The organism is Roseovarius atlanticus (assembly GCF_019802205.1).
In the GTDB taxonomy this organism is placed as follows: domain Bacteria; phylum Pseudomonadota; class Alphaproteobacteria; order Rhodobacterales; family Rhodobacteraceae; genus Roseovarius; species Roseovarius atlanticus_A.
Genome location: NZ_JAHVHQ010000003.1, coordinates 1885866 through 1903669, shown reverse-complemented (window position 1 = coordinate 1903669; position 17804 = coordinate 1885866). Strand labels below are relative to the sequence as shown.

Annotated in this window: 22 protein-coding genes; 9 read left to right on the top strand and 13 right to left on the bottom strand. The window is 64.5% G+C overall.

What is annotated here, in order from left to right; all coding sequences use genetic code 11:
* Positions 1–19: 19 nt before the first annotated feature.
* The 7 genes from KUV49_RS15260 to KUV49_RS15230 all read right to left on the bottom strand — a co-directional run bounded on the left by KUV49_RS15260 (position 20) and on the right by KUV49_RS15230 (position 5221).
* Positions 20–826, bottom strand: coding sequence for an ABC transporter permease (locus KUV49_RS15260; protein WP_222450685.1), 807 nt, complete (start codon positions 824–826; stop codon positions 20–22).
* Positions 826–1710, bottom strand: a complete 885-nt coding sequence (locus tag KUV49_RS15255) for an ABC transporter permease (RefSeq protein ID WP_222450684.1) — start codon at positions 1708–1710, stop codon at positions 826–828. Before KUV49_RS15255 ends, KUV49_RS15260 begins: the two co-directional genes overlap by 1 nt.
* Before the next feature lie 138 nt (positions 1711–1848).
* Positions 1849–2571, bottom strand: a complete 723-nt coding sequence (locus KUV49_RS15250) for a transporter substrate-binding domain-containing protein (RefSeq protein ID WP_222450683.1) — start codon at positions 2569–2571, stop codon at positions 1849–1851.
* A 28-nt stretch (positions 2572–2599) separates the two neighbouring features.
* Positions 2600–3376 (bottom strand): ABC transporter ATP-binding protein, encoded by a 777-nt coding sequence (locus KUV49_RS15245; RefSeq protein ID WP_222450682.1) that lies wholly within the window; start codon positions 3374–3376, stop codon positions 2600–2602.
* A gap of 146 nt (positions 3377–3522) precedes the next feature.
* Positions 3523–4263 carry a phosphate/phosphite/phosphonate ABC transporter substrate-binding protein gene (locus KUV49_RS15240; protein ID WP_222450681.1) on the bottom strand — a complete coding sequence of 247 codons (741 nt, stop codon included), beginning with the start codon at positions 4261–4263 and terminating at the stop codon, positions 3523–3525.
* On the bottom strand, positions 4260–4697 hold the full coding sequence (locus KUV49_RS15235; RefSeq protein WP_222450680.1) for a TerB family tellurite resistance protein: 438 nt from the start codon (positions 4695–4697) through the stop codon (positions 4260–4262). Before KUV49_RS15235 ends, KUV49_RS15240 begins: the two co-directional genes overlap by 4 nt.
* A gap of 56 nt (positions 4698–4753) precedes the next feature.
* A complete protein-coding gene (locus KUV49_RS15230; RefSeq protein ID WP_152492927.1) occupies positions 4754–5221 on the bottom strand; it encodes a TerB family tellurite resistance protein in 468 nt (155 codons plus the stop codon).
* Positions 5222–5415: 194 nt separating this feature from the next.
* On the opposite strand from KUV49_RS15230, the gene KUV49_RS15225 reads away from it, so the two are divergent.
* Entirely contained in the window at positions 5416–6039 is a 624-nt protein-coding gene (locus tag KUV49_RS15225) for a hypothetical protein (RefSeq protein ID WP_222450679.1), read from the top strand.
* Between the two features lie 67 nt (positions 6040–6106).
* On the opposite strand, the gene KUV49_RS15220 is transcribed toward KUV49_RS15225, so the two are convergent.
* From KUV49_RS15220 to KUV49_RS15205, 4 genes are all read right to left on the bottom strand, one after another.
* Entirely contained in the window at positions 6107–6679 is a 573-nt protein-coding gene (locus tag KUV49_RS15220) for an outer membrane protein (RefSeq protein WP_222450678.1), read from the bottom strand.
* Between the two features lie 138 nt (positions 6680–6817).
* On the bottom strand, positions 6818–8461 hold the full coding sequence (locus tag KUV49_RS15215; protein WP_152492924.1) for a CTP synthase: 1644 nt from the start codon (positions 8459–8461) through the stop codon (positions 6818–6820).
* 170 nt (positions 8462–8631) lie between these two features.
* The gene (gene secG, locus KUV49_RS15210) at positions 8632–8997 is read right to left on the bottom strand and encodes a preprotein translocase subunit SecG (RefSeq protein WP_152492923.1); all 366 of its coding nucleotides are present in this window, start codon (positions 8995–8997) and stop codon (positions 8632–8634) included.
* A gap of 124 nt (positions 8998–9121) precedes the next feature.
* Positions 9122–9520 (bottom strand): DUF6524 family protein, encoded by a 399-nt coding sequence (locus tag KUV49_RS15205; protein WP_222450677.1) that lies wholly within the window; start codon positions 9518–9520, stop codon positions 9122–9124.
* A gap of 141 nt (positions 9521–9661) precedes the next feature.
* Between KUV49_RS15205 and KUV49_RS15200 the strand changes: the two genes are divergently transcribed.
* Positions 9662–10957 carry an adenylosuccinate synthase gene (locus KUV49_RS15200; RefSeq protein WP_222450676.1) on the top strand — a complete coding sequence of 432 codons (1296 nt, stop codon included), beginning with the start codon at positions 9662–9664 and terminating at the stop codon, positions 10955–10957.
* 25 nt (positions 10958–10982) lie between these two features.
* Positions 10983–11213, top strand: a complete 231-nt coding sequence (locus KUV49_RS15195) for a DUF2842 domain-containing protein (protein WP_152492920.1) — start codon at positions 10983–10985, stop codon at positions 11211–11213.
* A gap of 1 nt (position 11214) precedes the next feature.
* Here KUV49_RS15195 and ribA read toward each other — a convergent pair whose 3' ends face one another.
* On the bottom strand, positions 11215–12297 hold the full coding sequence (gene ribA, locus KUV49_RS15190) for a GTP cyclohydrolase II (RefSeq protein WP_222450675.1): 1083 nt from the start codon (positions 12295–12297) through the stop codon (positions 11215–11217).
* A gap of 172 nt (positions 12298–12469) precedes the next feature.
* Here ribA and KUV49_RS15185 point away from each other — a divergent pair, with 172 nt between their 5' ends.
* From KUV49_RS15185 to KUV49_RS15160, 6 genes are all read left to right on the top strand, one after another.
* On the top strand, positions 12470–13156 hold the full coding sequence (locus KUV49_RS15185) for a response regulator transcription factor (RefSeq protein WP_222450674.1): 687 nt from the start codon (positions 12470–12472) through the stop codon (positions 13154–13156).
* Between the two features lie 301 nt (positions 13157–13457).
* A complete protein-coding gene (locus tag KUV49_RS15180; protein WP_222450673.1) occupies positions 13458–14246 on the top strand; it encodes an exodeoxyribonuclease III in 789 nt (262 codons plus the stop codon).
* Positions 14247–14567: 321 nt separating this feature from the next.
* Positions 14568–14966 (top strand): hypothetical protein, encoded by a 399-nt coding sequence (locus KUV49_RS15175; RefSeq protein WP_222545610.1) that lies wholly within the window; start codon positions 14568–14570, stop codon positions 14964–14966.
* A 109-nt stretch (positions 14967–15075) separates the two neighbouring features.
* Positions 15076–15990: a thioredoxin family protein gene (locus tag KUV49_RS15170; protein ID WP_222450671.1), complete on the top strand. Its 915-nt coding sequence runs from the start codon at positions 15076–15078 to the stop codon at positions 15988–15990.
* A 27-nt stretch (positions 15991–16017) separates the two neighbouring features.
* Positions 16018–16662 carry an LON peptidase substrate-binding domain-containing protein gene (locus KUV49_RS15165; RefSeq protein WP_152492915.1) on the top strand — a complete coding sequence of 215 codons (645 nt, stop codon included), beginning with the start codon at positions 16018–16020 and terminating at the stop codon, positions 16660–16662.
* Positions 16659–16853 carry a Trm112 family protein gene (locus tag KUV49_RS15160; protein WP_152492914.1) on the top strand — a complete coding sequence of 65 codons (195 nt, stop codon included), beginning with the start codon at positions 16659–16661 and terminating at the stop codon, positions 16851–16853. The genes KUV49_RS15165 and KUV49_RS15160 overlap by 4 nt, the downstream gene beginning before the upstream one ends.
* Positions 16854–17023: 170 nt before the next feature.
* Here the strand turns inward: KUV49_RS15160 and KUV49_RS15155 are convergent, their stop codons facing one another.
* Positions 17024–17764, bottom strand: a complete 741-nt coding sequence (locus tag KUV49_RS15155) for a FadR/GntR family transcriptional regulator (RefSeq protein WP_222450670.1) — start codon at positions 17762–17764, stop codon at positions 17024–17026.
* Between the last annotated feature and the right edge of the window lie 40 nt (positions 17765–17804).

Genomic DNA, 17804 nt, shown 5'->3' with positions numbered 1-17804 from the left:
AGCGGGCGCGTCGGAACGCCTAGCGGATCAGGTTCGGACGAAAGCGCATCCGGGCGCGGCGTTCCTGCGGCAGGTGACGGTTCAGCCGCCGGTTTACCAGTCCGAAGATCGAGATCACCACCAGCGTCAGCAGGATGAAATAGCCCGCGAGTATCGGGTAGGGCACGAACGGGTTGAAGGTCTTGTCGGCAAAGTAGTTCGCATAGTAAAGCGCGTCGCCGCGTTGCTGCCACGCCGGGAAGGCCGAGAAAAAGACCAGCGTCGTGGCATGGAAGAGAAAGATCGCCTCGTTGGTATAGGCGGGCCAGGCCAGCCGCAGCATGGTGGGCCAGATGATCCGCCGGAACCGGGTAAAGCCGGAAAACCCATAGGCATCGGCCGCCTCGACCTCGCCCTTGGGGATCGAGCGCAGGGCACCGTAGAAGATTTCGCCCGAATAGGCGGCCGTGTTGAGGAAAAGCACGATCAGCGCGCCCAGCCAGGCGGCTGTGAACGCGTCGAAGACCGGATAAACGGACTTGAGGTTCAGAAAGACCGCGTAGGCAAAGAAGAACTGGATGAAGAGCGGTGAGCCACGGAAGATGTAGATGAACCAGGCCGACGGCTTTTGCAGCAGCCGGTTGGGCGAGGCCTTGCCCACGGCCACCAGCGTCGCAAGGCCGAAGCCTAGAATGATCGCCAGAACGCCGAAATAGATGTTCCAGATCATGCCGGATCCGATCAGGGTGACTTGCTGGCAAAGCGTGAAGTCCTCGCGCGGCAACAGGCGTTCTCCCAGCCCGATGGACCGCAGCCCGTAATCCTGGAGGGTCTGCCAGCAGCTCATCACGCCGCCGCCTTGCGCAGCGCTTCGCCGCCCGTGGTGGCCTGCCCGTGCGACAGCTTTGTCATCAGCCGGTCGAGCACGATCTCGGACACCCGCGTCAGACCAAGGTAGAAGACCAGCAGCGCCAGGAAATACCACATGCGCCAGTCGCCGTGGGGATAGTCGGTGAACTTCGGCAGGGCCGTCCCGGCCAGCTCCCGGGCCCAATAGACGATATCCTCGACACCCAGAAGAAACAGCAGCGGCGTCGCCTTGGTCAGAACCATCCAGACATTGCTGAGCCCGGGCAGGGCATAGATCCACATTTGCGGTACCAGAATGCGCCAGAAACTCTGGCGGCGGGTCATGCCATAGGCCTCGGCGGTCTCCATCTGCGCGCGCGGTACGTTGCGCATGGCGCCGTAAAGCACGTTGCCCGCAAAGGCGCCAAAGACCAGCGCAAAGGTCAGCACTGCGAGGGAGAAGCCGTAGATCTCGTGGACCCACTGGTCGGCTTCGCCCAGGGGCATCTTGGCCGACTGGCAGACGATGAAGTCGTTGCCCTGGCGGATGGGTTCGCTCCAGTCCGGGCATTTGACCTTGTGCCGGGCCCACTCCACGCCCTGGTCGAGCGCGATGATGAAAAAGAGGAAAAACGCCGTATCGGGCACGCCCCGTACCAGGTTGATGTAACCATGCGCCAGCCAGGCCAGCGGCGGGAATTTCGAGCGTGCGGCGGTGGCGGCGGCGAAACCGAAAGCCAGCGCGGTCGGTGCGGTTATGGCCAGCAGGACCAGCACCAGGCCGACGGCGAAATAGAGATTGGCGTGTTTGGCGGTCGTCAGGTAGCAGGCCAGCCACTGAACATCGCCCAGGACCGAAGGGTCGGTGCAGAACTCAAACATCGCGGTCCCCCGCAGCCCGGCCCAAGGGCGATGGCCTGCGCGAGGCGCTTGGCGTGAAGATGCGCGTGGTGTTGGCCATGGGTCCCCGTCAGGCCCGAAGCGCGCGCCCCGGAAAGCCCGGGGCGCGGCTGTTTCCGCTTATTCGAAAGTCGACGAGACTTCCCATTTCTTGATCAGTTCGTTCAGGCTGCCATCGTCCTTCATCGACTGGATGGCGGCGTTGAACGTTTCTTTCAGCTCGGTGTCGGATTCGCGGACACCCATGCCGACGCCACCGCCCAGCGGTACGTCCTCGCCCACGAACATCATGTCCGCGTCCTCGGCCACGATCGGCGCAAGGAAGGACTTGTCGGCCAGAACCGCGTCAGCCTCGCCGTTCTTGACGGCAGCGATGGTTTCCTCGGGCGTGGCGAATTCCACCAGCGTGGCGCCGGATTCCGCGATGTAGCCGGCCTGGATCGTGCCGGTCTGCGCGGCGATCACGCCGCCTGAAACATCAACGCCTTCCGACATGGCGGCATAGGCCGACGGATCGGGCGGCGTGTAGTTCTGGGTGAAGTCGATGACCTCATCGCGTTCGTCGGTGATCGACATGCCCGCGATGATGACGTCATAGTTGCCGCCCACCAGGTTGGGGATGATCGAATCCCAGTCGTTCTTGACCCATTCGCAGGTCAGCTCGGCACGCGTGCACAGCTCGTCGCCCAGCTCGCGCTCGAACCCGTCGATCTCGCCGGCATCATTGACGAAGTTCCACGGCGCATAGGCGCCCTCGGTGCCCAGGCGGATCGTCTTGTCCTGGGCCATCGCCATGCCGCCGGCGAGCGCCACGGCGAGTGTCGAAAGAACTAGCTTTTTCATAAGTGTCTCCCTTGCTTGGTTCTTCGGTTCAGGCGGCCATCGTCGAGCTTAGAAACTGACGCAGCCGCTCGGATTTGGGAGACCCGAAGAGCGTCTTCGGATCACCTTCTTCTTCGATCAGGCCCTGGTGCAGGAATATGACGTGATCCGACACGTCCTGGGCCATCTTCATGTCGTGGGTCACGATCATCATGGTCCGGCCCTCGGCGGCCAGGTCCTTGATCACGCGCACGACTTCCTGTTCCAGTTCGGGGTCGAGCGCCGAGGTGGGTTCGTCGAACAAGAGCGCCTCGGGCTCCATGCAAAGCGCGCGCGCGATGGCGGCGCGCTGTTGCTGGCCGCCCGACAGTTGCGCGGGATAAACATCGCACTTGTCTCCGATGCCGACCTTTTCGAGATAGCCGCGCGCCGCTTTCTCGACCTCAGAGCGGTCCCGGCCCAGCACGGTCACCGGCGCTTCCATCACGTTTTGCAGGATGCTCAGGTGCGCCCACAGGTTGAACTGCTGGAACACCATCGACAGGTTCGTGCGGATGCGCAGAACCTGCTTTGCATCGGCGGGATGCCGGTTCAGGCCGGCCCCTTTCCAGGTCACGGGCTCTCCCTTGAACAGGATATCGCCCTGCTGGCTGTCCTCGAGCAGGTTGGCACAACGCAGGATGGTCGACTTGCCCGACCCCGAAGATCCGATCAGGGACACCACGCTGCCCTTGGGCGCAGTGATGTCCACCCCCTTGATGACCTCAAGGCTGCCATAGGCCTTGTGCAGATTGCGGATCTCGATGACGGGCGTTTCGTCAGGCAAAGGCAGGTTCCGGTGTGCAAGTCAGGCAGTATTACCGGACACTAGGGCAGTAATTTTGGGCCAATGCAACTTGCAAAACGATGTTTTTTCGTCCGTTTCGCCCGTATTGCCCGCGTTTTGGGCGAATGCGAGGGGGTGCCGTTGCGTCAAGCAGGCGGCGGTGCGGGGGTCGGCACCGCGAGGTAGGCCTGGGGCGGAAGGCGCACGAGTCCGCGCAGGTCAAGCGCGTCGAGTGTGTCGGGCGGCAGGGCCCCGATTGCGGCCTCGATGGCCCGGAAAATCCGGTCCGCGTCATGCGACGGCGCGGTGATGAAGGGCAGGGCGGGCGTGGGGTCGGTTGCGGTGATCACGTGCAGTTGGGCCGCGAAATCGTCGAAACGCTGCATCAGTCGCCAGCTTTGCGCATCCAGGGCCGCCAGATCCGCCCGCTCCTCGGCCACCGCGCGCGCCGAGGCCTGGTGGCTGCCGGTCCGCAGGGTGTCGGTAAAGGCAAAGCCGCGCGCCATGGCCCAAGTGGCCGGCGCCGCCCAGCCGCTTTGCGACATCGCCTCGTTATAGGCAAAGCGCGCGGTCGCGAAATCCGCGGGGTCGGTTCGGGCATCGGTCTTGCGTGCCACGAAAACCGAGCGGTATTCGCCGGGGCCGCACCCCTCCAGCCGGTAATTCGGCGTACCGACGAGCGCAACCTTGTCATGCAGGCGGGCCCGGTAGGGGTATCCGCAGGTCTGCGACAGCAAGAGGTCGGGCGATTGCCATTCGTCCCAGGCGTCGCCGCCGCGTGTCAGATGGTCGGGGCCGCAGCCCAGCCGGTCACGGATCGCCTGCCACAGCCTGTCGGTGTCGGACCGAAGCTCGTCACGGTCGTACATCGGCAGGCTGGCGATCATCCCTCTTCCTGGCGCTGCCGCGCCAGGGCGCTGTCCATGTCCGTCACGCCAAGGAAATTCGACGCCATGCGGATGATGGCATCTTCGCTGGCGTCGCGCTCGCCATCGGCGAGCGCCACCTGCCACAAGGCCTCGATGACGCGCACCCGGTCCTCGTAGGCCACGGCGTCCTTGATCGCGCGGGTGAAGCGCACAGTGTCGGGCGCCTCGCCCTCAAGCTGCTCGGCCTCGTTCAGCAGGGCGGACGCATCCGGTTCGGACAACTGGTAGCGCGTCCGCGCGATGGCGAGGATGCGTTGACGCTCGTCCGTGTCGAAATGGCCGTCTGATTTGGCGATACGGACCAGGAGCGCGGTCAGCGCCAGCCGCGCGTCCTCGTGCGGCAAGGTTTCCGGCGTCGATTCGGTGAGTTTTTTCAAGAATTCAGCAAACATGAACCGGATATAGGCAACCTGCCCGCTGCCGCCAACGTGAAATGTGCAGCCCGGGACTATTGGCTGCCTCCCAGTTCTGTTTCCGCGCGGGCGCGGGCCGCGTCGCTGTCGTCGGGCGACAGGCCCAGCGTCCGGCGCACGTCTTCCAGCACGTCCAGCTCTTCCTCGCGGCGGACACCGTCGGACAGCACGACCTCCCACAGGGCTTCGAGCGCATCGACGCGCGCGGCGAAGCTGACCGTCTTGCGCAGGATGTCGCCAAACGCCTCGGTATCCGGCGCCTCGCGTTCCAGCCGTTCCGAGGTTGCACGCATCTTGGCGGCCTCGATTGGGCCCAACCCGTAAAGCCGGCGCAACAGCAGGTCGATCCGGTGCACCTCGGCGAACTTGTAGCTGTGATCCGACATCGCCACGCGCACCATCAGCGCCCCGAGCGCGAGCTTTTCGTCGGGCGCGGGCAGGGGTGGCGGCTCGGGCGCGTCGAACGCGTGCAGCAATCGGTGCAGAAGCGAGGTTTTTTGCATCGGGCGACTCCGCAGAAGAGGTCAGTTTCAATCAGGTTTAACGCGCCTCCGGGACGTAGAAAACAGATTTACCGGCCTATGCTCGCCGGGGCGCGGCATGGGTCCGAAACGTGACACATTTGCTCCTAACAAACGGCGGATTTCCGGATCAACCTAGTGGCCGACCAGGGAAAACCGATTTCGAGTTGTCAGGCATGTCGCTCAGCACTGCACAGTCCAATGTCGATCTTCGTTCCGCCGCACCGGAGGACCAACTGGCCTGGCTGCGCCAGTGCAAGCCCGAGGAGGCCCGGCGGTTCACGCGGGAGCACGACTGGTCGGGCGATCCGAGGCCGGTTCTCGGGTGGGTCATGGCGCAGAAGTTCATGGATCTCGGTACGGCGTTGACGGTATTCCTGAACGGGATGCCGCATCGATTCAACTACATGCCCAAGCGCGATGTCCCACACGAGCTTTGCGGCGCGGCACAGATGCTGGATACGATCTGTCTAAGACTGAACTCGGGCTTCTATCTTGTCTGGCCGGATCAGGATGTCTCGGACCGTGCCCGGATCCTGCGCTGGATGGATGCCCAGGCAGAGGATCGGCAGGAAGGCCGGCAGGGGCGTTACGTTCTTGACGAACGGATCGTCGCGACGCTTCTGGATGATGAACTGCGCCTGGATCCCAGGGCGGAAACGGCCGTCTACCACGAACGCCGGTCGCTCTTGCGCGACCTTTTCAGCCCGGTCCTGGAACTCGGCGTTTCCCGCAGGATGCTTCGGTTTCACCCGCCGCAGGAAGATCCGAACGACGATCTGACCAACCTGCGCTACTGACACGAGGTCGGAAAACGGAAACAGGGCGCCCGGTGCAAGGCGCCCTGATCATTCTCTGGACCCGCGATCAGAACTTGTAAGCCACGCCGACGGTAAAGGCGTCGACGTCACCGTCGCGTCCGCCAAGGCCCGGCCCCGAGAAATCGTAACTTGTCCGGGTATACTCGAACCGTGTGGTGATGTTGTCGGTCAGCATCGTCTCCAGGCCGACACCGTAGGACATGCCCTGGCCGGATCCCGAAACCCCGGCCGCTGCGACATCCCAATCGGTCCAGCCATAGCCCAGCGAGCCGTAGAGCAGCGAGTTGCCGAAGGCATAGCCGCCGCGACCGCGGACGCTGACGTTGTTTTCCAGATCCAGGCTCGTGCCCATCACCGTGTAGTCGAGCTTGCTGTCATAGCCCAGTTCGGCGCCGATCACGAAATTGGGGGCAACGGCGTGGTTGTAGCCGCCAAAGACCCCGGCATTGATCTCGGGGTTGATGCCGAAGGGCACGTCCGAGATCTCGAGATTTTGCATGTTCACGCGGCCACCGAGGTAGAAGCCTTGCCACTTTTCGGCATCCTGTGCGGCGGCGGTGGTCGCGATGGCCGAGGACAGTGCTGCGGCGGCGGTCAGGGATTTAAAGATCGTTTTCATATGGAACCTCATGTCAGTTATCGGCCCGGGACAATCCCGGGGCTCGGACATGGGTCGGCGTGATCTGTGAAAGGGTTCAAACCGGGTGTCGAAAAAATGCGCCACCGCGGTTTCGTACGGAAATAATGAAGAAATTCCTCAGACGAGGCGCGATGTCTCCACCGCCGCACGCACGAAATCGGCGAACAGAGGATGCGGCTTGAACGGCTTGGACTTCAGCTCGGGGTGGAACTGAACGCCGATGAACCACGGGTGATCGCTCCATTCCACGATTTCGGGCAGGCGGCCATCGGGCGACATGCCGGAAAAGACCAGCCCGCATTCCTCGAGCTTCTTGCGATACTCGATGTCCACCTCGTAGCGGTGGCGGTGGCGTTCGTCGATGGCCGTGCCGCCATAGACCTCGGCCACCTTCGAGCCGTCCTTGAGCACGGCATCATAGGCGCCCAGTCGCATCGTGCCGCCCTTGTCGTCGGTCACCTTGCGCTTGACCTTCTCGTTGCCCTGCACCCATTCCTTGAGATGGTAGACGACCGGCGTGAACCGTTTCTTGCCAGCCTCGTGATCGAATTCCTCCGATCCGGCATCCTTGAGCCCGGCCTTGTTCCGTGCGGCCTCGATCACCGCCATCTGCATCCCCAGGCAGATGCCCAGGTAGGGGATCTTGCGTTCGCGGGCGAATTGCGCGGCCTTGATCTTTCCTTCCGTACCGCGCTCGCCAAAACCGCCGGGCACGAGGATCGCGTGATACCCTTCCAGATGCGGAGCGGCATCCTCGCGGTCGAACACCTCGGCATCGACCCATTCGACATTGACCTTCACCCGGTTGGCCATGCCGCCATGGGTAAGCGCCTCCTTGATCGACTTGTAGGCATCTTCCAGCTGCGTGTACTTGCCGACGATGGCTATGTTGACCGCGCCGTCGGCGTTATGGATACGATCCACGACGTCTTTCCAGATGGTCAGGTCGGGACGCGGCGCCGGCGAGATGTCGAAGGCGTCCAGCACGGCCTGGTCCAGCCCTTCGTGGTGATAGGCCAGCGGCGCCTCGTAGATGGAATTTAGGTCGTAGGCGGCGACGACGGCCTCTTTCCGGACGTTGCAGAAGAGCGCGATCTTCTCGCGTTCCTTTTCCGGGATCGGCTGTTCCGAGCGGCAGACGAGGATGTCGGGCGCGATCCCGATGGATTGCAATTCCTTGACGCTGTGCTGGGTCGGCTTGGTCTTCAGCTCGCCGCTGGCGGCGAGATAGGGCAGGAGTGTCAGGTGCATGAAGATGCACTGCCCGCGCGGACGGTCGTGGCTGAACTGCCGGATCGCCTCGAAGAAGGGCAGGCCCTCGATGTCGCCCACCGTGCCGCCGATCTCGCACAGCATGAAATCGACCTCGTCATCGCCGATCGAGATGAAATCCTTGATTTCGTTGGTGACGTGGGGGACCACCTGGATGGTCTTGCCGAGGTAGTCGCCGCGGCGTTCCCGCTCCAGCACGTTGGAATAGATGCGTCCCGAGCTGACCGAATCCGTCATCCGGGCGGGAACGCCGGTGAAGCGTTCATAATGGCCCAGGTCGAGGTCGGTTTCGGCGCCGTCATCGGTGACGAAGACCTCGCCATGCTCGAACGGCGACATCGTGCCGGGATCGACATTCAGGTAGGGGTCCAGCTTGCGCAGACGCACCGAAAAGCCGCGCGCCTGCAACAGCGCGCCGAGTGCCGCCGAGGCAAGACCCTTGCCGAGAGAGGAAACAACGCCGCCGGTGATGAAAATATAACGTGCCATGCGCTGGCAATCCCCCGTGATTGCGGCGTTTATCGCCAGTTAAATGCGGTCGAATCGAAGCCCTAAGCACCGCATCACCACGGGACTCGAGCCATAAAGGATTCGGATGAAAGGCGCAATATGCTGTGACGCGCGGGTGCGCGTCCGCAAGCCTTAGTGGTGTTTCTGGGTCAGTCTGCGGTAGGTGTCAATGGCGCGTCATCGCCGGCCGATGGAGGCAGGAGTCCGTCGCCGCTGCTGTCGAGACCAGGGTTGCTTTCCTCGGCCGCGGGACGGTCATCGGTGATGCGGTCCAGAACCGAGGAGCCGCCGGAGTTTTGCGCCGCGATCACGGTCAGCGTCAGCGTGGTCGCAAAGATCGACAGGCCCAGGATCCAGGTCAGCTTGCCAAGCGCGGTGGTGGCCGAGCGCCCGGTGTTCACGTTGCCACCGCCGCCGCCCATGCCAAGGCCGCCGCCTTCGGAGCGCTGCAACAGCACGACACCGATCAGCGCGAGCGCCAGCAGCAGGTGAACAAGCAGGATGACATTTTCCATAAGACGCGGTCCCTCGGGTTCGGATGGGCGGTATCTAAGCAATTCGGGCGTCCCCCGCAACCCGCCGTTTTCGCAGTTTGCACAGCCTTGCGCTTGTGCGGGAGGGGATCTTGGGGACTGAAGATTACTCGTCCACGTCGTCCATGTCGGACTGGCCCGACACGCGACGACGCACGTGGCTCCAGCTGAGCCCGATCCCGAGAACCAGCGACAACGCGACAAGGCCCAGCCACAGATTCTGCGTCGGATTGTCGAGGTTGAGGAAACCGTAGTCCACGAGCACCCATGCCAACGCCGCGGCAATGGCCAGGATCAGCCCCATGCCGAATGCCCCGATCGAGCGCAGCGTGGCGCGCAGGTAGATGATGTAGCCCACGAGAAGCAGCAGCGCGAAGAGCACGGTCAGCGGCATCTGCGCATCCCAGTTGTTCTGCGCCCAGACGATGAAATTGTACCGGGTCGGGTTGAACGTCGCGGCCAGCAGGACAAAGGCCAGGGCCCACCTCACGATAAATCCGGTCATTCGCGCTCTCCTGCCTTGCGTTCGATCAAGAAGTGCCCGGCCCGGCGCGGGCTGTCCAGCCCGGGCGCGAAATTCCGGTTTCGCAGGCGAGACGGTGTGGGTATACGGGCGCGGGGTTCAAACACCGCCTGAGAGGTTTTCATGGCAAATGTCGTCGTTGTCGGCGCCCAGTGGGGTGACGAGGGTAAAGGCAAGATCGTTGACTGGCTGAGCGAGCGCGCGGACGTGATCGCGCGGTTCCAGGGCGGGCACAACGCGGGTCACACGCTGGTCATCGACGGCAAGGTCTACAAGCTGAACGCGCTGCCGTCGGGCGTGGTGCGCGGCGGCAAGCTGAGCGTGATCGGCAACGGTGTGGTGCTGGACCCGTGGCACCTGCTGAAGGAAATCGAGTCGATCCGCGAGCAGGGCGTCGAAATCAGCCCCGAGACGCTGATGGTCGCCGAGAACACGCCGCTGATCCTGCCGATCCACGGCGAGTTGGACCGCGCGCGCGAAGAAGCGGCCAGCAAGGGCACCAAGATCGGCACCACGGGGCGTGGCATCGGGCCGGCTTACGAGGACAAGGTCGGCCGCCGCTCGGTCCGCGTGGCGGACCTGGCCGACGACGCCACGCTTGAAGCGCGGGTGGACCGCGCGTTGCAGCACCACGATCCTCTGCGCAAGGGGCTGGGCATCGAGCCCGTGGACCGCGACGCGCTGGTGGCGCAGTTGAAAGAAATTGCGCAGGAGTTGCTGCCCTATGCCGCGCCGGTCTGGAAAGTGCTGAACGACCAGCGCAAGGCGGGCAAGCGTATTCTGTTCGAGGGCGCACAGGGCGCATTGCTGGATATTGATTTCGGCACCTATCCGTTCGTGACGTCCTCCAACGTCATCGCCGGACAGGCCGCCACCGGCGTCGGTATGGGGCCGGGGGCCATCGACTATGTCCTGGGGATCGTGAAAGCCTATACGACGCGCGTGGGCGAGGGGCCTTTCCCGAGCGAATTGCAGGATGCGGACGGGCAAAGGCTGGGCGAACGCGGACGCGAATTCGGCACTGTCACGGGCCGCCAGCGGCGCTGCGGCTGGTTCGACGCGGCCCTTGTGCGCCAGACCTGTGCCACCTCGGGCGTGACCGGGATATCGCTGACCAAGCTCGATGTGCTGGACGGCTTCGACACGCTGAAGATCTGTGTCGGCTACGAGTTGGACGGCAAGCAGCTGGATTACCTGCCCACGGCGACCGACCAGCAGTGGCGCTGCAAGCCGATTTACGAGGAAATGCCGGGCTGGTCCGAAACCACGGAAGGCGCGCGCAGCTGGGCCGACCTGCCGGCCAACGCGATCAAGTACGTGCGCCGGGTCGAGGAGTTGATCCAGTGCCCCGTCGCTCTACTCTCAACCTCGCCAGAGCGGGAGGATACGATCCTCGTGACCGATCCCTTCGCCGACTGAAACCGGCAGACCGCAAGAGGACCGCATGGCCCTGAGTTACAAAGCCCGCCGCCGCTGGTCCCTGGTGATCCTGCTGATCGCGCTCCCGCTTTACATCGTGGTGGCGGTCAACCTGACCGACTGGCTGCGGGCAGAATACGACGTGGGCATCCTGACCGAGCTGGTGGTCTTCGTCGTGCTGGGCATCGCGTGGATCGTGCCGCTGAAGCCGGTCTTTCGCGGCGTCGGCCAGCCGGACCCGGACGCACGGGACTAGGTCAAAGCAGGTGTCCTGACTTCGCAGCCTTGGTGGCAAGATAGGCGCGGTTGTGCGTGCCTTCGCCCACCTTGAGCGGCACGCGTTCCACCACGTCGATGCCGCAGCTTTTCATCATGTCGATCTTGGCGGGGTTGTTCGTCAGCAGCCGCACCGCGCCGAACCCCATGTTGCGCAGGATGTCGGCGCCGATGCGGAAATCGCGCTCGTCATCCTCGAACCCCAGCCGGTGATTAGCCTCGACCGTGTCAAAGCCCTGGTCCTGGAGCGCATAGGCCCGCATCTTGTTCGCCAGGCCGATGCCGCGGCCTTCCTGGTTGAGGTAGAGCAGTACGCCCGCGCCCGCGGCGCCCATCTGCGCCAGGGCCGCGCGCAGTTGAGGTCCGCAATCGCATTTCAGGCTGCCCAAGATGTCGCCGGTAAAGCAGGCGGAATGCAGGCGCGACAGCACTGGCTCGCCGCGGGACGGGCTGCCGATTTCTATGGCGTAATGTTCCTCGCCGCCATCTTCGGGGCGCCAGATATGCAGGCGACCCGCCTCGGACACTTCCAGCGGCAGGCGGGCGCTGACCACCTTGTGCAGGGGGCTGGCCTCTTTCAGATGCGCGGTGATGTCGGCCACCTCCAGCACGGTCAACGCAGGGTCCAGCGCCTCGGCCGGGAGTTTCATGACCAGTGCCGCGGGCAGAAGGCGGGCGGATTTTACAAGCAGCAGCGCGGCGCGATGCGTGTCGGCCTTGCCCTCGCGGGCCGAGGTCAGCGGCCCTTTCATCGGTGTGCGCAGATCGTCGGCCGGATCGGCCACGGCCTGCACCCAGGAAAGCGGCGCGTCGTGCGGAACTTTGACGCGCGCGAGGTCGCCATCATAAACCCGGGCCTTCAAGGTGTCGGCGCGGCGCGAGGAGATGACAAGATGCAGGTCCAGCCCCGTCGCTTGCAGCGCCTTCAGACGGTCCGCATCGCAGGTCTCTGCCGCCGCGACGATGGCCAGTGCAGAACCGTCCCGCAGGACCACCGGCACACCCATGCGAAGGTCCGCGCGGGCGCGTGCCAGGTATTCCGTCTTGCCGGGGCCAAGCTGCATAACGCGCCCTTTCTTTTCTGTCAGATCACGGCGAGGCTTTCACCTACAGCGTTTTGTAACTGAATGAAACAAAACACGCTTCGCCATAACTAGCCCGTGATTGGCCTGTCACAGTTCTTGTGCGATGCGGCGCTTCGGCACAAGTAGCTGACAGGCAACGAGGAACACGAAAATGGCTCAGCTGAAGAAAATTCTGCTTGTGGACGACGACGAGGACCTGCGCGAAGCTCTGAGCGAGCAATTGGTGATGACCGAGGATTTCGACGTCCTCGAGGCCGGCAACGGGTCGGAGGCGATGGCGCATGCGAAGGAGGGACTCCATGACCTGGTGATCCTCGACGTTGGCCTGCCCGATACCGATGGACGCGAGCTTTGCCGCCTGATGCGCAAGCAGGGCGTCAAGGCGCCGATCATGATGCTGACCGGCCATGACGGGGATGCCGACACGATTCTCGGCCTCGACGCCGGGGCGAATGACTATATCACCAAGCCGTTCAAGTTTCCCGTTCTGCTGGCCCGGATCCGCGCGCAATTGCGCCAGCACGAGCAGTCCGAGGATGCGATTTTCCAGCTTGGACCCTACACGTTCAAGCCGGCGATGAAGATGCTGATCACCGAGGAGGATCGCAAGATCCGGCTGACGGAGAAGGAAACCAACATTCTGAAATTCCTCTATCGTTCGCCCGAAGGTGTGGTGGCGCGGGACGTGCTGTTGCACGAGGTCTGGGGCTATAATGCCGGGGTGACGACCCACACGCTGGAGACGCATATCTATCGCCTGCGTCAAAAAATTGAACCAGATCCCTCCAACGCGCGTTTGCTGGTGACAGAGTCAGGCGGCTATCGTCTCCTGTCTTGATCTGGGTCAAGGGCGCGTCGCGCTCGACCCGGTAACGTGATACCCAACCCGCCGCATACGGGTCTAAATCTATGCACCTCCCTGTTGGACTGACCCCGGCCTGGCCGGGGTCTTTTTTTTGCTTCCTCGGGCAGGCGGCCGGTATCGGTCGATCCAGAGTTGAGGGCGGGGCGGTGTTGGCTCTTGCTGCGCCTTCACGAGCGTTCGGCACCACAACGCCCGATGCCTTCCTGCTTGTGCTGCGAGGGACGCTGGGTTTTATATCCCGGCGAACCTGAAACGCCGAACCGACAGGAGTCCCATGCCCTTCACCCTTGCTACCTGGAACATCAACTCGGTCCGCCTGCGCGAACCCATTGTCCTGAAACTGTTGCAGGAGGAGGCGCCGGATATCCTGTGCCTTCAGGAGTGCAAGTCGCCGGTCGAGAAGATCCCGCTGGAGGGGTTCGCGGCGCTGGGCTATCCCTACGTGATCGCGCGCGGGCAGAAGGGCTATAACGGTGTGGCGATCCTGTCGAAGCTGCCCATCCGCGATGTGGGCGAGCGCGATTTCGCGGCGCTGGGCCATGCGCGTCATGTGGCCGGGGAGCTTGAGAACGGCGTGGTGATTCACAACTTCTATGTGCCCGCGGGCGGCGATGTGCCGGACCGCGAGGTGAACCTGAAGTTCGGGCAGAAGCTCGATTACCTGACCGAGATGCGCGACTGGTTCCGCGAGGACCGGCCGCAGAAATCCATCCTCGTGGGCGACCTCAACATTGCCCCGCGCGAGGACGATGTCTGGAGCCACAAGCAACTGCTGAAGGTGGTGAGCCACACGCCGGTCGAGGTGGAGCACCTGAACAACGCGCAGGAGGCCGGAAACTGGACCGACGTCACCCGCGCGGACATTCCCGAAGGGCAGCTTTACAGCTGGTGGTCGTACCGGGCCAAGGATTGGGACGCGGCCGACAAGGGCCGGCGCCTGGATCATGTCTGGGCCAGTGACGACCTCAAGTCCGCAGCGCATTCCAGCCGCATTCTCAGGGCCGCGCGTGGCTGGGAAAAGCCATCGGACCATGCGCCTGTCTTCGCGACGTTCGACCTTTGACGCGGCACGGGATCACGGATGTGGGACCTCGGGGTCCCGGGCGGGTCTGCCCGCCTGCGTGATGGACGACGTACCGCGCTGGTCGGGTTGACGCGCCATTCCGAGGCGGTGCGCGGTCGGATGTCGGGGCCGGGTGGTGTGCGCTTTTCGTCGAGCCCGTGGCGGCCGTTTCGCGGGCAGGCGCGGGGGCCGGGGCGATCCGTTTCTTCCGACAGACGGTGTCTGGCGATTCGCGAAACCGGGAAATCGTTAACGCGAGTGGCCGGGCCGCAGATTGCGGCCTTTGGAAGGGCCTCGGGCGTCTGCGCATGGCGCGCGTTCATGACTGGCAGGCGCTGGGCGCTGGCACTGGACGGCGGCAAGGCGGGATCGGGCGGAGCGATGATGGTGGTGACGGTCGCGCCCGATGCTGCGTGGCGCGCTACCCTTCTGTTTCCGCAGGATAGTTTTGTGTCCGACCTGTCGGGCGGTGCGGCGGTGATCGGCGGGGGAATCCCCCGGGGGACCGTGCGGGGCGAGCGGCCCGGGGCCTGGTTCTGGTGCCGTATCGGGCCGGGAACGGGTGTGTGGCCCGCCGGGCTGTCGAAATGTTCACCGCTGGCCGAAGGAGTCGCGTTAACCGATTCGAAGGCGCCGGAAACGACGTCGGTATCGCGTCGGTATCCGGGTGGTATCGCGACGGTGCGTTTTTTTCGATCGACCACAGCGCCCGGTTCGTGACGTCACCGCGCGGTGCGGCAAGGACGGCGGCTGCGCCGCCCCTTGCAACACGGGGCCGCGTGGGCCATTTAGACGGCAAATGACATGCCCACGCGATGCGGAGGATACGATGCTTGAACTTGGTGGCCAGAGCCAACCCCAGACCGACCTGATCAAGGACGTCTCGGAGGCGAACTTCATGACCGAGGTCGTCGAGGCCTCGCAGACCGTTCCGGTGATCGTCGATTTCTGGGCGCCGTGGTGCGGCCCGTGCAAGACGCTGGGCCCGCAGCTGGAGGCGGCCGTCACCAAGGCGAACGGCGCGGTGAAGATGGCCAAGGTCAACGTGGACGAGAACCAGATGATCGCGCAGCAGTTGCGGGTGCAGTCGATCCCGATGGTCTATGCCTTCTGGCAAGGCCAGCCGATCGACGGGTTCCAGGGCGCGGTGCCGGGATCGGAGATCGACGCCTTCGTGAACCGCGTGATCGAGGCCGCGGGCGGCCAAGCCGGCGACTCGGGGCTGGAAGAGGCCATCGCGGCGGCGCAGGAGATGCTGGAGCAGGGGGCGGCGACGGATGCCGCCCAGACCTTTGCCGCGATCCTGCAGGAGGACGACAAGAACGCCGCCGCCTATGCCGGCCTGGTGTCGAGCCATATCGCGATGGACGACCTGGAGCAGGCGGAAGCGATCCTGAACGGCGCGCCGGCGGAGATCTCCAAGGCGCCGGAGCTGGAAGCAGCGGCGGCGCAGCTGGCGCTGGCGCGGCAGGCCGCCGATGCGGGGCCGGTGAGCGAATTGCGCGACAAGGTGGAGGCTGACCCGGACGACCACCAGGCGCGGTTCGACCTGGCGCAGGCGCTGCACGCCTCGGGCCAGACGCAAGGTGCGGTGGATGAACTGCTGGAGCTCTTTCGGCGCGACCGCGAGTGGAATGACGCGGCGGCGAAGACGCAGCTTTTCACCATTTTCGACGCGCTGAAACCGGGCGATCCGGTGGCGCAGGCGGGACGTCGCAAACTGAGCTCGATGATATTTGCCTGACGGACGGCACGGGCTACGTCCCCGGACATGATATTACAGGGTGATCTGCCGGAGATAATCCCGGTCTTTCCATTGCCGGGGGCGCTGCTTTTGCCGCGCTCGCGGCTGCCGTTGCACCTGTTCGAGCCGCGCTACCTGGCGATGCTCGAGGACGCGCTGAAGACGCCGCATCGCCTGATCGGGATGGTGCAGCCGGACCCCGGTGCGCGGGCGGGCGAGCACGGGCTGCACCGGATCGGCTGTGCCGGTCGCGTCACGCAGTTTTCCGAGACCGAGGACGGGCGGTACATGATCACGCTGTCGGGCGTGTCGCGGTACCGCGTGACCTCGGAGGTGGAAGGGTTCACGCCCTATCGCCGGGCGCAGGTCAGCTGGGAGGGGTTCGAGCAGGACCTGGAGCCCAGCGACAGTGACCCGGGGTTCAAGCGCAAGCCCTTCATGGATCTTCTGTCGCGCTATTTCGAGGCGCGCGAACTCTCGACCGACTGGGAGACGCTGAAGGAGGCCGAGGACGAGTTGCTGATCAATTCGCTGTCGATGCTCCTGGGGTTCGAGCCGGAGGACAAGCAGGCGCTGCTGGAGGCGCCGAGCCTGTCGACGCGGCGCGAGACATTGGTGACGCTGATCGAGTACGATCTGCGCGCCGGCGACGACAAGGACGTGATGCAATGAGTGAGACCGACCCCACGGCGCCGGAGTTCGACCGGCACATGCTGGAGGCCCTGATCTGCCCGCAGACCCATTCGGTGCTGGAATACGATGCGGAGGCGCATGAGCTGATCAGCCGCAACGCGGGGCTGGCCTTTCCGATCCGGTCGGGGATCCCGATCCTGCTGATCGACGAGGCGCGCAGCTTGGACTAGCGGAGTGCGCGCGGGGCGCGCACGCTTTCCTGTCTCGGCGTCGGCCCTTGGCCGCCGCCTCGGGGCGGGGGGTGGCGTGACGCTGTGACCCGGTCGTTGCGCTGGGGGCGTGCGTCGGAGCCTCCGGCGGGGATATTTGGGGCCAGAGGAAGAGTTGGGCCGGCGTGGCGTCAGGTGCTTTTGCGGGCGCGGGTGGCCATCACGTCGCGGCCCAGGGTGAGGGTATAGGCCTCGAGCCGGTGCAGGGCGGTGTCGGCGGCGGGGGCGTCCTGGTGTTCCAGCGCGTCGGCGAGGGCGCTGTGCAGGCCGACGATTTCGCCGCGGGAGCGGGCGGTGAAGGTGATCATGTTCATCAGGGGCTGCATCGCCTCGACCGCGCCGGCAAGCTGGTAGCTGAGCACGGGGTTGTCGGCCGCGTCGACCAGGGCGCGGTGGAGCGCGACGTCGGAGGCGCAGAAGGCCTCGTCGGAGAGACCCGCCTGCGACTGGCGGGCGATCTCGGCGCGCATGGTGGCGAGGCTGTGGTCGGTGCGGCGCCGGGCGGCGATGGGGGCGCAAGCGCGTTCGAGCGTGTAGCGGGCCTCGCACGCGGTCTCGAAGCTGACGGCGTTCATCGACAGAAGCAGCGTGGAGGTGGTGATGTGCTGGCTGTAGGCGCCCTGGTAGCTGAGCCGGTTGACGAAGGCGCCGCCGAACGCGCCGCGCTGGGTGCGTATGAGCGATTGCGCGGCCAGACGTTTGAGGGCCTCGCGCACGGTCGAGCGGGAGACGCCGAATTGCTCGGACAGCTCCGCCTCGGAGGGCAGGCGTTCGCCGGTGATCATCCGGCCCTCGACGATGGCGTCGCGGATCGCCTCGGCGATCTGGGCGGAGAGATCCTGGCGCGGCTGGGCGGGGTCGGCGGTTTTCATTTGTCAGACCTTTAATTGTCTGACATTCATAAGGGCAAAC